Genomic DNA, 13,293 nt, shown 5'->3' on the forward strand with positions numbered 1-13,293 from the left:
CGCCCGGCGCGGGCCGGCGGCGGTGCCGGGAGACGGCGGCTCGGCGAGCCCGCGCGAGGGGTCCGGGGCTTCGGCGACCGCCGTGCGGCCGGCGGCCGGCTCGGGCGCCGGAAGGGAACCCGCGGTCCTTTCGACGGCCGCCGGTGCCCTCGTACCCGCGGTCGCGGCGGTCACCGGGCTCATCGCCAGCAGCAGCGAGGGCGGCACCGACACCTCCGCCGTCACACCGCCGCCCGGCGTCCGCGACAGGGCGACACCGATGCCCCAGCGGCGGGCCAGCGTGCCGACCACGAACAGGCCGAGCACCTTCGTCGGCACCACGTCCAGCCGCTCGCGGCGGACGAGACGGGCGTTCTCCTCGGCGAGCCGCTCGGCGCCCATGCCCAAGCCGTGGTCGGCGACCACGATCGTCGCGCCGCCCGCGGCCTCCGCGGCGGAGGTGTCACGGACGTACACCTCGACCGGGCTGCCGGCGGGCGAGAACGACACCGCGTTCTCCAGGAGTTCGGCCACCATCAGGGTGAGGTCGCCGATGATGTCCGGCTCCACCATGACCTCGGTGCGCGCGTGCAGCTGCACCCGCCGGAACCCCTCGATCTGGCCGAGCGCCGCGCGGACGACGTTCGTCAGCGCCGTCGGCCCGGAGTCCAGGACGGTCTCGCGGATGCCGGCCAGCAGCATCAGGCTGTCCGCGTTGCGCCGCAGACGCACCGCGATGTGGTCGATGGAGTAGAGGCGTTCGAGCAGCGCCGGGTCGGTCTCGCCGCGCTCCACCGCGTCGATCAACGACAGCTGACGTGCCGTCAGGTTGCTGACGCGGCGGCCGACGTTGCCGAACATCTCGGCCACGTTGCGCCTGCTGAGCACCTGCCGTTCGAGGAGCGCGATCGCGGTGGTCTGCACCCGGTTGAAGACCTCGGCCAGCTCACCGATCTCGTCGTCCGCGGTGGCCGGCATCTCCCGCAGCTTCGGCGGGCTGTCGTCCTCGTCGTCGTCGGCGACGCGGGCCAGTTCCCGGCCGGCCACCTCGGCTACCTCCTGCGCGGCACCGGTGAGGGCCAGCACGGGCCGCACCACCGAGCGGCGCACGACGATGGAGAAGGCGATCCACAGGACGAAGCCGAGCAGACCGATGGTCAGCAGCAGACCGGCGCGCCAGGCGGCGTCGCTGCGGGCGGCGTCGGCGCGGTCGGCGATCTGGCCGATCAGCGACGAGGTGATCCTCAGCCGGGCCTCCGCCTGCCGCGGATAGGCGGGGTAGTCACCGAGGGCGTCCCGGAACGCCGTCCTGATCTCGGCCGGGGAACCGGCCTGCAACGTGCTGGGGGCGACCTGGAGTTCGGCGTAGGCCTCGGCGATGTCCCGCTGGGCGTCGGTGTGCTCGATGCCCGCCAGCTCGTCGGCCTGCTCCGCGGTGGCGAACCGCGAGAAGCGCTCGACCTGGTTGTTGTAGAGCTCGTAGGCGCCGACGGCGGTCGTGAACTCGATCTGGGCGTTCGTGTCGCCGGTCGTCGCGGAGAACACGCCGGTCTCGAAGGAGCCGTGCGCGGCGTCGGCCCGCAGCAGGGAGTCGAGCAGGTTGCCGGTGAAGGTGGTCGCGAGCTCGGAGTTGCGGTCCAGGCCGAGTCCGCCGATCACGGTCCTGGCCGCGTTGTTGTAGGCGGGGTCGATGTTGCTGGCGGGCAGGTAGCTCTGCTCGACCGTCCCGCGCAGGCTGGTGAGGCCCTCGACCTCCTTCAGCGCCTGTGCCTCGCCGTCCGGCAGCCCGTCGCCGAAGGCCGCGCGCACCTTCGCGATCTGCGCGTCGACCTTGTCCTGTGCCTTGCGGTAACCGGCGAGCGTGGACTCCACGCCCATGCCGCCGGCCTCGTAGCGCACGGACAGCAGGATGGCCAGCTGGTGCTCGCTCTCCAGGTCGTTGACCAGCCCGGCCACCTGCTCGCTGTTGCGCACCAGGTCGGCCGCGGACGCCGCGTCCCTCGCCTGGCCCACCTGGTCGGCGATGAGGTAGGCGAGCAGAGCGGCCACGACGGCCAGCGGGATGCCGACGAGCAGATTCAGTTTCCGCCGGAACGGCCACCGGTCGGCGAAGTGCCGGAGACGACCGCGCCTGAGCTGCGGCGGAGCCGACCGGGGCGGCGCGTCCACCTCGTTCGTGGACACCGAGCCTCCTTACACGGGAATCCTCGGTCACGCGAGACGCGCCTGACCGATTCCGATCGATGCTGGATCGTGAAGATGGTGCGGATGACACCGCAGCGGCCCCCGTAAACCGCTGTGACCGACGCCAACTTCGGTGAGACTACCGTCTCTTCGAACGATCAAGCGCGTCGCCCGACGTCAAGAATCCGTTACAACGCGCCTCCGATTCCGCTGGCATCCGTTCACTCGGCCTTCACAACCGATCACTCATTGAGGCCAATTGGTGACCAGGCCGCTCTTGACTGAGGGAGAACACGCTGGATTGGATCAGTTGCAGCGCTTGCTCCTCATCAATCCCCCGAGTCCGGAACGGGAATCGTGACTTCCAACGCCCCACGCAGCAGGTCCATCAAGAGCTACTCCGCGGCGGCCGTCGCGCTCGCCGCGACCACGGCCCTGCTGGCGGGATGTGGCTCCTCCGACGGCAACGACTCCAACCCCCTCGACGGGGGCAAGTCCGACGGCAAGACGGTCGTCGTCGGCTCCAACAACTTCGCCGAGAGCATCCTGATCGCCGACATCTACGGCGAGGCCCTCAAGGCCAAGGGGGTCAAGGTCACCTACAAGCCGAACATCGGCAGCCGCGAGACCACCTACGGCCTGCTGAAGAACGGCTCCATCACCGTGCTGCCGGAGTACAACGGCGCACTGCTGGCCTACCTCGACCCGAAGGCGACGCCGAAGACGGTTCAGGCCACCACGGCGGCCATCGAGGCCAAGCTGGACTCGAAGCTGACGCTCCTCGACCCGGCGTCGGCGCAGGACAAGGACTCGGTGACGGTCAACAAGGCCACCGCCGACAAGTACAAGCTGACCTCCGAGTCCTCCATCGCGGACCTCAAGGACGTCGCGAAGGACCTCACCATCGGCGCCTCGCCGGAGTTCCAGACCCGCCAGCAGGGCCTGGTGGGCCTGAAGTCCGTGTACGGCGTGGAGTTCAAGTCCTTCAAGGCGCTGGACGCGGGCGGCCCGCTGACCCTGGCGGCGCTGAAGAAGAACACCGTGCAGGCCGCGGACATCTTCACCACGGACGCGCACATCACCAAGGAGAAGTTCGTGGTCCTGCAGGACCCGAAAAACCTCTTCGGGTTCGAGAACGTGCAGCCGCTCGTATACAAGAGCGGTCTGTCCTCGGCCGGCGTGTCGGCCCTGAACGCGGTCTCGGCCAAGCTCGACACCAAGACCCTGCAGGACCTGGACACCCAGGTCCAGGTCGACAACAAGGACCCGCTGGACGTCGCCAAGGCGTGGCTGAAGTCGGCGGGCCTGGCCTCCTGACCCGCGCGGCAGGGGGTGCCCTCCTCGGCGGAGGGCACCCCCTGCCGTCTCAGTACCCGACGCGGAAGGTCGCGTCCTGCTGGTCCGTGCCGCTGGAGATCGGGTCGACGCGCAGGACGAAGTCGGCGTGCCGGAGGTAGCGGGTCGGGTAGTTGTACGACCGGAACGACGACCAGGACGCGTCGGCGAGGCCCGCCGTCCGGTAGAACGTGGCGTCCCCCGCGAACGTCGACGTGCCGTCGTTGACGTCCAGCCGCATCTGGTAGTCGTAGTGCCGCAGATAGCGCGTGGGGTAGTTGACGGACTGGAACGACACCCCGGAGGAGTCGGCGAGGCCCGGCACCAGCTTCCACATCGAGTCGGTGTAGGGGTCGAAGGCGTAGGCGTCGATCCGTCCGACGTAGTCCGCGTGGCGGACGTAACGGGCCGGGTAGTTGTAGGACTTGAGCCGGTTCCAGGCCGGGGTGCCCCACTTGGCGACCAGGTCGGCGTACTCGGTCGCGGTGATCGGCTGGATGCCGCAGTGCTTGGAGTTGAGCGGCTGGGTGTACGCCTTCTGGTCCAGCGCGGTCCAGGTGCCGGCGGCCAGGCTGCTGGTCTGCCAGGCGTAGAAGACGCCGTTCGGCGACCAGGTGTCGCCCCACAGATACCAGGTCGAGCCGGACGTCAGTGACTTGACGAGGGTCGGCGCCTCGGTGCCGCCGTGCGAGACGGCGGTGCCGAACTCGGTGAAGCTGCCCGGGTCCAGCGAGGTGGACCGCGCGCCGACCAGTGTCGAGTTCTTCTTGAAGTACAGGTAGTTGACGCCGTTCACGCCGACGGCCAGATCGCCGTCGATGACGTCGTAGCCGGGGTCGAAGAAGACCTGGGGGCTGCCGGCGGTCACGAAGTCACTCGTGTAGTTGATCATGATGACGTTGTGGCCGCTGGAGTTCACGGCCGAGTAGATCACGCCGTACTGGCCCCGCCCCGGGTCCCAGAAGGCCTCGGGTGCCCAGCTGTGGGTGTTCATGTCGTGCAGCTTCATCCGCCGGTAGCCGGTGAAGGTGCGCAGGTCGGCGGAGTCCCAGACGTGGATGTACTGGCTGACGTAGGTCCAGTCGGTGCCCTTGAGGTCGGTGGCGAGCACCACGAACGTGCCGTCCTGCTTGCGCAGGACGAAGGGGTCGCGCAGACCGGTGGAGCCCGCGGTCGGGGTGGCGACCGGGGCGTTCTGGTTCAGCGGGGTCCACTCCAGGCCGTCGGTGCTGACGGCCAGGTGCAGGCCGTAGTCGGCGGCCAGCATGTCCGGCGACTCGGTGAAGTAGCACATGACGTACGCCGAGTCGGTGGCCGCCCGGGCGGTGCCGGCGCCCAGCGCCAGAGCGCCGGTCGCCGCCAGCGGCACGGTCGCGGCCATGCCGAGGAAGTGGCGCCGGGAGGGGTGGGGAAGGGGGTGCGGCGGTCTGGCGTCCATGTGCGCTCCAGTGCTCCGAGTGACGGTATTTCGAACGAGGTTCGGTAAACCGATCAGAAGGTAGGGAGGTGACGCGTGTGCGTCAATCACACGGTCGCACTTGGCCGGTTCTCGCCGGTCCGGACCTCCCGGACCGGACCCGACGAGTGAACGGCGGCTGGATACAGGTCAGTTGACGGCCGCGGCGATCAACTGGTCCAGCAGGGCGATCAGGACGTCCCGGGACGAGCCGCGCTCCCGGGCGTCGCACAGCAGCACCTGGACGTGCTCCGGCAGGGCCAGGGCGTCGCGGATCTCCTCGGGCGGGTAGGGGTGTTCGCCGTAGAAGCCGTTGACGCCCACCACGAAGGGGATGCCCCGGCGTTCGAAGAAGTCGATCGCGGCGAAGCTGCTCTCCGGGCGGCGGACGTCGACCAGGACGACCGCGCCCAGCGCGCCCAGCGCGAGGTCGTTCCACATGAACCAGAACCGCTGCTGGCCCGGTGTGCCGAAGAGATACAGCACCAGGTCGTCGCCGATGGTGATCCGGCCGAAGTCCAGGGCGACCGTCGTGGCCTTCTTCTCCTCGATGCCCTCGAGGTCGTCGACGCCCAGACCGGCCTCGGTCAGCGGTTCCTCGGTGCGCAGCGGAGCGATCTCGCTGACCGAGCCGACCATGGTGGTCTTGCCGACGCCGAAGCCGCCGGCGATCAGGATCTTCACCGTGTCGGGCGCGGCCCGGGTGACGGTGTCAGAGTCGGCCAAGGCCGTCCCTCACTTTCTGCAACAGGTCCAGATCCGGGTTCTGGGACACCGGGCGCGGCGGACGGAGCGTGATCCGGCCCGCCTCCAGCAGATCGCACAGCATGATCACGATCACGCTCACCGGCAGGTCGAGCAGGGCGGCGAGCTCGGCGACGGCGATCGGCCGGGCGCAGTGGCGCAGGATGCGCTGCTGCTCCGGCTGCGGTCGGGTGGCCCAGGTCGGCGGCGGGTCCACCGCGGTCACCGTCGTGATGAGCGTGAAGTCGGCACGGCTCGGCCGGGTGCGTCCGCCGGTCAGCGCGAACGGTCGTACGAGACGGCCTGCCGTGTCGCCTCCGGCCACCTCACGCGCCGGAGTCGACGGAGGGGCCGATACCGGCCCGCGGCGCCGCGCTGAGGTGCTCGCCGATCTTCTTGACCAGCATGTTCATCTGGTACGCCACCACGCCGACGTCGGCGCCCGCGCTGGTCAGCACGACCAGATGGGCGCCGGGGCCGGCCGAGGTGAGGATCAGGAAGCTGTTGGCCATCTCGATCAGCGCCTGGCGCACCGGACCGCCGCGGAAGTCCATGCTGACGCCCTTGCTGAGGCTCATCAGCCCGGAGGCGGTGGCGGCGAGCCGCTCGGCGTCGTCACGCAGGAACCCCGTGGACTTGCTGACGACGAGGCCGTCCTCGGAGAGCACCACGGCGTGGTTCACCTCGGCGACCCGCTCCACCAGTCCGGTGAGCAACTGGTCGAGCTGGGTGTGGGTGGCGGGGATGGGGCGTGTCATGACGTGTCCTTCGTCAGCGGTCGGCGGGCGGGGGCGTATGAGTGCCGGTGCCTGTCTCGGCGGCCCCGGCGTCCGGTTCTGCCTGGTCCTGCGGTACGGGGTTCTCCTCACGGTCGTCGCGGGCCCCGGTGTCGTCGTCGCGTGCCCGGAGCGTGCCGCGCTGGAAGCCGCCGAGCGAGGACGCGGCCCGTTCCGCGGTGAACTCACCGGCCGGCCCCTCCTCCTCGCCCGGCAGGTCCTCACGCAACTCGGCGGCCAGACTGGACTGCGGGACACGACGGGGCAAGGGGGCGAGCCCCGGACGCCGTCCCGAACCCCGCGGCCACCCGGGGCGAGGGCCGCCGTCGGCCTCGCCGCCCCGCCCGGCCGCGCCCGGGACACCGTCCGCGCGCCCCGCGCCGGAGGAGCGCCAGGACCCGGTGCCGTCGGCTCCACCCGTGCGGTGGGCGCCCCCTCCGTGCCCCCGGTCGTCCGCGTCCGCCCGTCCGGCGCCCGAGGCCGCCCGGCCGTCCACGGCCCGGGTCTCCTTCGCCCATACGGCTTCCTCGATCCGTCTGGTCCTCGCCAGCCGGTTGCTGTACGCCGAGAGCCGGTCCAGCCGCCCGCGGTCGAACTCCGCCGCGTCTGAGGCCACTTGCCCGCGGCCGGAGTCCGCCCCGGGCGCGTCCGGCGGGTTCCGGTCCGTGCGCCCCGGGTGGTCGTCGACCGCGTCGAGTCCGCCGAGTTCGCTGAGTTCGCTGAGTTCGCCGACTCCATCGAGGTGTCCGCGCCCGGCGCCCGCCGTACGTCCGTCCTTGCCGGTGTGCTCGGTGTCTGCGGCGAGCCAGGTGCCTTCGGTGTACACGGTGCCGTCCGCGGGCCGGACGTCCGTGTCGGCCGTCCCGTCCGGCCGTCCGGCAACCTCGGCCCGCGCTGCCGTGTGGTCCGGCTCGGCCGACGGGCCGGTCTCGGCCGCGCGGGTGTGCTCCCCGTCGCCGGGGCCGGCCGCGCCGTACTCCGCGGCGGTCCCCGCGCTCCCGTGCTGTGCGCGGCCGTGGGCATCCGTGGCGGCGGGCTCCGGCGCCTCCCGTACGACGATGTCGTGCGGGATCAGGACGATCGCCGTCGTGCCGCCGTACGGCGACGGGCGCAGGGTGACGGCGATGCCGTGGCGGGTGGCGAGACGGGCGATGACGAACATGCCCAGACGCAGGTCGTCCGCGAGCGCGACGACGTCGAACTGGGGCTCCACCGCGAGCTGTTCGTTGAAGGAGGCGTAGTCCTCCTCGGACATGCCGAGCCCGCGGTCCTCGATCTCCACGGCGAGCCCCTTGGCGACCAGCGCGGCCCGCACCGACACCGGCGCCGGTGCGGGGGAGTACGCGGTCGCGTTGTCGATCAGCTCGGCCAGCAGATGGATCACGTCGGCCACGGCGGGCGGCGCCAGGTACACGTCCTCGTCGGTGTGCACCTCCACGCGCGCGTACTCGGCGACCTCGCCGACCGCGCTGCGCATGATGTCGATCAGCGCCACCGGCTCCCGCCAGCTGCGCCGCGGCTGCTCACCGCTGATGATGACCAGGTTCTCCTCGTACCGCCGCAACTGGCTTGCCGTGGAGTCCAGTTCGTACAGGCCCTTGAGGACGTCGGGGTCGGTGTGCTCCCGCTCCAGCGTGTCCAGCTTGGTGAGCTGCAGGTTGACCAGGTTCTGCGACTGGCGGGCGATGCCGAGGATGACCTTCTGGAAGCCGCGCCGGGTGTCGGCGAGTTCGACGGCGGTGTGCACCGCGGTCCGCTGCGCCTTGTTGAACGCCCGCGCCACCTGGCCGAGTTCGTCCCGGCCGTAGTCCAGCGGCGGTGCCGCCTCGTCCGCGTCGACCTTCTCGCCCCGGTCCAGCCGCGCCACCACCTCCGGCAGCCGTTCCTCGGCCAGGCTCAACGTGGCCTCCCGCAGACCGCGCAGCCGCCGGGACAGCGAGCGGGTGATCCGCCAGGACATGCCGACGCACAGCAGCAGGGCGATCAGCCCGCCCGCGCTCAGCGAGGCGGCGGTCAGCAGCAGGTTGTGCGCCTTGTCGGCACTGCGGTCGAGCAGCACCGACGTCTGCGACCGGATCATCCGCCCGTACTCGTCGCCGACCGTCGCGAAGGCGCCCGCCCACTTGTCCCGCGCGTCGGGCAGCGCGGCCCTGCCGTCGGCGCCGGGCCGGGCGGCGAGCACCTGGTCCTCGATGTCCTCCACGGCCCGCCACTCGGGACTCTGCAGGATCCGCTCGGTCTCGGCCTTCGCGCCGCCCTGCAGCGAGGGCACGATCTGGTCCTGCACCAGCCACCGCCGGGTGGCGACCAGCTGGGAGAACGCCGACCACTGCCGCTCCGTCAGCTTCCCCGTCGGCCAGGCCAGGGTGAGCTGCGCGTCCTCCTGCGCGACCAGTTCCGCCGCGTGCTCCAGCGCGACCAGCGGGCCGGCCTGCGAGGTGAGGTCGCCGTCGTCGACCTGGGACAACTCCTGGAAGGCGTGGATCTGGTCGTCGATGATCGAGTCGTACTGGCCGAGCGCCTGCGCGGCGGTGATGTCGGCCGGGTCGTCCACCTGCCCCCGGTAGTACTCGAGGCTGCCGACCGAGCCGAGCACCGAGTACAGCCGGTCCGAGATGCGCGCGGGCGCCTTGTTGATCGCGTCGGACTGGCCGACCAGCTTGGCGACCGCCTTGTCGGTGATCCGGCGCTGCGCCTCCAGGGCGGACCGCGAGCCGCGCGGGTCGCCGGCCAGCCAGGCAGCCGACAGGCTGCGCTCCCGCTGCAGGGCGAGCGTCGCCTCGGTGCCCATCGCTCCGGTGGACCGGCTGAGCTGGGTCTGTCCGCGCAGCCGCAGGCCCTCGGTGAACATCTGCGTCGTCGTCACGCCCCACATGGCGGCGAGCGTGACGGTGGGCACCAGGGCCAGCAGGATCAGGGAGAGACGTATGGAGCCGAGACGGCGGGGCCGGGCACCTGTCCGTGGAGACATCGTCGTCCTAGGCGATCAGCGGAAGCGGAGAGGGGAGCGGGCAACGGGGGTGACCGTGAGCGGGGGAGAGAAGGGGTGCACAGGATGCTATCCGTACAAGTGACCGCATGAGCCACGGGCCCGAAGAATCTTTCGAGACATCCGGCCGTGAAGTGTCGCGCGGCGGCCGCTCAGCGCGTGCCGCCCGCCGCGAACTTCGCGACCGAGGCCACGTTCGCCTTCGTCACGAACGCCGGTCCGGTCAGGACGGGGGAGACCCCGCCGCCGCTGATGTTGCCGTTGCTCCGGTACAGCCACAGCCCGTCCACGGCGAGGTAGCCCTGGAGATACGGCTGCTGGTCCACGGCGAACTGAACACTGCCGTTCCGGACGGCCTTGACGAGGTTGTCGTTCAGGTCGAAGGTGGCGACCTTCGCGCGGCTCCCGGACCCGTGCGCCGACTTGACGGCGAGCAGCGCGAACTGCGCGCCCATGGTGACCACTTCGTCGATCGACGGGTCCTGCCGCAGCCGGGCCGTGAGCACGGCGCTGGTCGCGGTGGCGTCGGTGCCCTCCACGTAGAGGTTCTCGGTCCGGCCGCCGAAGGTCTTCTTCACGCCGGCGCAGCGGGCCTCCAGGGCGACGTTGCCGCGCTCGTGGATGACGCACAGGGCGTGCTTGGCCTTCAGGTCGTCCAGCTTGTTGCCGACGGCCTGGCCCGCCACGCTCTCGTCCTGGCCGAAGTACTCCAGCAGCCCCTCGGACTGCCAGGAGTCGATCCCGGAGTTGATGCCGACCACGGGGATGTCCGCCGCCCGGGCGGCGGCGATCGGCGCCTTCATCGCCTGCGGCTTGGCGAGGGTCACGGCGATGCCGTCGGCCTTGTTGCGGACCGCGTCGCGCACCAGTTCGGCCTGGCCGGCCGTGTCGGGGTCGCTGGCGTAGGTCAGCGTCACGCCGTCCTTGGCCGCGGCCGCCTCGGCGCCCTTGCGCACCAGGTCCCAGAAGGCGTCGCCCTTCGCGCCGTGCGTGACCATGGTGATCTTCAGACGAGCGCTGCCGCCCGCCTTGCCGACGGAGTCCGCGGTGGCCTGCGACCCGTCGCCGGAGGCTGAACAGCCCGCCACGAGCAGTCCGGCGACCACGGCCAGGGCCGCGAGACGAACCGGTCTGTGGGAGGCAGACGGTGGGGGAGGAGTCTTCATCGAAGTGCGGCACCTCGCTGTGCGGCCGAGCTGGAGGAACAGCGCGAGCACGGCTCCGGCCGGCGTCCGACGGGTCGTACGCCGTCCAGGCGACTCTCGCTGGCCGGAGCCAATCGCGTGTGACCGCCGGTAGTCAAGTGAGCAGCCACTTTCAGTAAGTTACTGCTGCCGCTTCGTGATGTTTGCGGACCCCCACCGACCGTTTGCACCTCGAACGCCACCCGTCCCGAGCGGTTCCCGCCCGGCTCCGCGGGCCCGTGTGCCGGGGCCCCGGCACCTAGACTGGTGCGGTTCGTACGACAGGACCCGGACAGGAGAGCGACGACGTGGCGGCAGCCGGCAGTGGCTTCGAGGACCCCTCCGCCGACGTGCTCGACCGCGCGGCCGCGGCCTTCGGCCTGCTCGCCTCGCCCGCCCGGCTGCACATCGTGTGGGCGCTCGCCCAGGGCGAGAGCGACGTGACCGGGCTCGCGGAGCGCGTCGGCGGCGCGCTGCCCGCCGTCAGCCAACACCTGACCAAGCTCAAGCTGGCCGGTCTGGTGCGCGCCCGCCGCGAGGGCCGGCGCCAGGTGTACCTGGTCGACGACCAGGACGTCGTGGACGTCGTACGGCTCATGGTGGACCGGCTCTCCGACCGGGCGGGCGACGTCCCGGCGCCCCGCCTCCGTGGCCTCTGAGCCCGCCGCCGGCACCCGGCTGCAGGTGCTGCGGCACCTGGAGACCGGCCCGCGCGGGCTCACCGACGCCGAGGCCGCGGCCCGGCTGGCACAGGCCGGCGAGAACACGCTTCCCGAGCTGCGCACACCGTCCTGGGCGCGCCGCTGCGTACGCGGCCTGCGGGACCCCTTCACCGCCGTCCTGCTCGTCCTCGGCCTGGTGTCCGCCGCCGTCGCCTCCTGGGGCACCGCCGCCGTCATCCTCGCCCTGGTCGCCGTCAGCTGCGTGCTGCGGGCGAGCGGCGAGCACCGGGCCGACCGGTCGATGGCCGCGCTGCGCGGCCTGGTCGCCGGCACCGCCACCGTGCTGCGGCGCGGCGAGGGCGGACGGGCGGCCCGCGAGATACCCGTCGCCGAACTGGTCCCGGGCGATGTGATCCGGCTCGGCCCCGGCGACCTCGTCCCCGCCGACATACGGCTGCTGCGCTGCCGCGGGCTCACCGTGCACCAGGCCGCGCTCACCGGCGAGAGCACGCCGGTCCCCAAGTCCGCCGGCGAGACGGCCGCACCGGCCGACGGCCCGTTCGGCGAGCCCCACCTGTGCTACCAGGGCAGCGGCGTCGCGACGGGCAGCGCCACCGCCGTCGTCCTCGAGACCGGTCCGCGCACGCGACTGGGCGCCGCCTACGACAGCGGACCGCGGGCGGCGCGGCGAAGGCGGGCCGGGCGCTCCGCCGGTACGGCGCCGCCGGAGATCAGTTCCTTCGACCGTTCCGTGCACGGCATCTCCTGGGTGCTGATCCGGTTCATGCTCCTGACACCGCCGCTGGTGCTCATGGCGGGCGCCGCCCTGCGCGGGCGGGGACTGGAGACGCTGCCGTTCGCGGTCGCCGTGGCCGTCGGGCTGACGCCCGAGATGCTGCCGGTGATCGTCACCACCTGCCTGGCCCGCGGCGCCGCGCTGCTCGCCCGCCGCCACGACGTGATCGTCAAACGGCTGCCCGCCCTGCACGATTTGGGCGCCGTCGACGTGCTGTGCGTCGACAAGACCGGCACGCTCACCCGGGACCGGCCGGTCGTCGCCCGTTCCCTCGACGCGGCCGGCGACGACGACCCCGAGGTCCTGCGCTGGGCCGCCGTCGGCGCCTGGTGGAGCCTGCAGCTCGCCGAACTCCCCGCCCCGGACGCCCTCGACGAGGCGCTGTTCGAGGCGGCGGGGGCGGCGGGCGAGGAGTACGACGGGGTGGGCGCCGTCCCCTTCGATCCGGTACGGCGACTGGCCACCGCGGTCGTCCGGGGCCCCGGACCCGGCATACACACCGTCGTCGTCAAGGGCGCCGTGGAGGCCGTACTCGACCGGTGCGCCACGACTCCGCGCGAGCGGAACCGGCTGCTCGCCCTCGCCGCGCGCGAGGCGGACTCCGGGCTGCGGCTGCTCGCCGTCGCCACCAAGCGGCGCCCCGCCCGCCCCGGCGACCACACGCCCGCCGACGAACACGGCCTGGACTTCCGCGGCTTCGTGACCTTCCGCGACGCCCTCGCACCGGGCGCGGCCGAGGCGGTGCGCGCTCTGACCGCGCGCGGCGTCGCCGTGCACGTCCTCACCGGCGACCACCCCGCGACGGCGGCCCGCGTCTGCCGGGACCTGGGCCTGCGGCCGAGCCGGGTCCACGTGGCGGCGGACCTCCTGGGACCCTCGGCCTCCCCTGCGGCCGTGCCGGCGGCCGCCGGGGAAGGCTCGGGAGCGACCGCCGGGATCGCCGGCGCGGCCGCGGACCTCCCGGGACGGTCCGCCGTGAACGCCTCCGTGGCCGGGGACGTCCTCGGCGGTGGTCGCCGGAGCGAAATCCCCGGAGGGGCCGACCGTCGTGGTCGCCCGCTGCACCCCTGACGACAAGGCCCGTGTCGTCGCCGGGCTGCGGGCCGCCGGGCACACCGTGGGCTTCCTCGGGGACGGCGTCAACGACGTGCCCGCGCTGCGGGCCGCCGACGTCGGGATCGCTCCCCG

General features: G+C 72.2%; 9 protein-coding genes and 1 pseudogene. 3 read left to right on the forward strand and 7 right to left on the reverse strand.

Annotated features, from left to right (window positions below):
* Positions 1-2,163: sensor histidine kinase (locus tag M8J74_RS31760; RefSeq protein WP_249839751.1), on the reverse strand; the 2,163-nt coding region annotated here is incomplete at its 3' end.
* A gap of 357 nt (positions 2,164-2,520) precedes the next feature.
* Between M8J74_RS31760 and M8J74_RS31765 the strand changes: the two genes are divergently transcribed.
* Positions 2,521-3,480, forward strand: coding sequence for an ABC transporter substrate-binding protein (locus M8J74_RS31765; RefSeq protein WP_249839752.1), 960 nt, complete (start codon positions 2,521-2,523; stop codon positions 3,478-3,480).
* A 49-nt stretch (positions 3,481-3,529) separates the two neighbouring features.
* On the opposite strand, the gene M8J74_RS31770 is transcribed toward M8J74_RS31765, so the two are convergent.
* The 6 genes from M8J74_RS31770 to M8J74_RS31795 form a co-directional block, all read right to left on the reverse strand.
* Positions 3,530-4,936 (reverse strand): glycoside hydrolase family 43 protein, encoded by a 1,407-nt coding sequence (locus M8J74_RS31770; protein ID WP_249839753.1) that lies wholly within the window; start codon positions 4,934-4,936, stop codon positions 3,530-3,532.
* Between the two features lie 168 nt (positions 4,937-5,104).
* Positions 5,105-5,680, reverse strand: a complete 576-nt coding sequence (locus M8J74_RS31775; protein WP_249839754.1) for a GTP-binding protein — start codon at positions 5,678-5,680, stop codon at positions 5,105-5,107.
* Entirely contained in the window at positions 5,667-6,023 is a 357-nt protein-coding gene (locus tag M8J74_RS31780) for a DUF742 domain-containing protein (RefSeq protein WP_058922379.1), read from the reverse strand. The genes M8J74_RS31775 and M8J74_RS31780 overlap by 14 nt, the downstream gene beginning before the upstream one ends.
* Before the next feature lies 1 nt (position 6,024).
* Positions 6,025-6,456, reverse strand: a complete 432-nt coding sequence (locus M8J74_RS31785) for a roadblock/LC7 domain-containing protein (RefSeq protein WP_058922378.1) — start codon at positions 6,454-6,456, stop codon at positions 6,025-6,027.
* 13 nt (positions 6,457-6,469) lie between these two features.
* The gene (locus tag M8J74_RS31790) at positions 6,470-9,445 is read right to left on the reverse strand and encodes a nitrate- and nitrite sensing domain-containing protein (protein ID WP_249839755.1); all 2,976 of its coding nucleotides are present in this window, start codon (positions 9,443-9,445) and stop codon (positions 6,470-6,472) included.
* Between the two features lie 170 nt (positions 9,446-9,615).
* Positions 9,616-10,629, reverse strand: a complete 1,014-nt coding sequence (locus M8J74_RS31795; protein ID WP_249839756.1) for a substrate-binding domain-containing protein — start codon at positions 10,627-10,629, stop codon at positions 9,616-9,618.
* Between the two features lie 326 nt (positions 10,630-10,955).
* Between M8J74_RS31795 and M8J74_RS31800 the strand changes: the two genes are divergently transcribed.
* Together M8J74_RS31800 and M8J74_RS31805 are read left to right on the forward strand one after the other, a co-directional pair.
* Positions 10,956-11,306 (forward strand): ArsR/SmtB family transcription factor, encoded by a 351-nt coding sequence (locus tag M8J74_RS31800; RefSeq protein ID WP_058922376.1) that lies wholly within the window; start codon positions 10,956-10,958, stop codon positions 11,304-11,306.
* A pseudogene (locus M8J74_RS31805) lies at positions 11,296-13,293 on the forward strand (cation-translocating P-type ATPase); the annotation flags it as partial. The gene M8J74_RS31800 and the pseudogene M8J74_RS31805, both read left to right, overlap by 11 nt.

It is taken from the genome of Streptomyces panaciradicis, from assembly GCF_023516615.1.
Classification (GTDB): Bacteria; Actinomycetota; Actinomycetes; order Streptomycetales; family Streptomycetaceae; genus Streptomyces; species Streptomyces panaciradicis.

What these genes read in the sequence shown, in the direction of transcription:
- M8J74_RS31770 (WP_249839753.1), bottom strand. Translation starts at nt 4,936, where the DNA reads ATGGACGCCAGACCGCCGCACCCCCTTCCCCACCCCTCCCGGCGCCAC.
- M8J74_RS31785 (WP_058922378.1), bottom strand. Translation starts at nt 6,456, where the DNA reads ATGACACGCCCCATCCCCGCCACCCACACCCAGCTCGACCAGTTGCTC.
- M8J74_RS31790 (WP_249839755.1), bottom strand. Translation starts at nt 9,445, where the DNA reads ATGTCTCCACGGACAGGTGCCCGGCCCCGCCGTCTCGGCTCCATACGT.
- M8J74_RS31795 (WP_249839756.1), bottom strand. Translation starts at nt 10,629, where the DNA reads ATGAAGACTCCTCCCCCACCGTCTGCCTCCCACAGACCGGTTCGTCTC.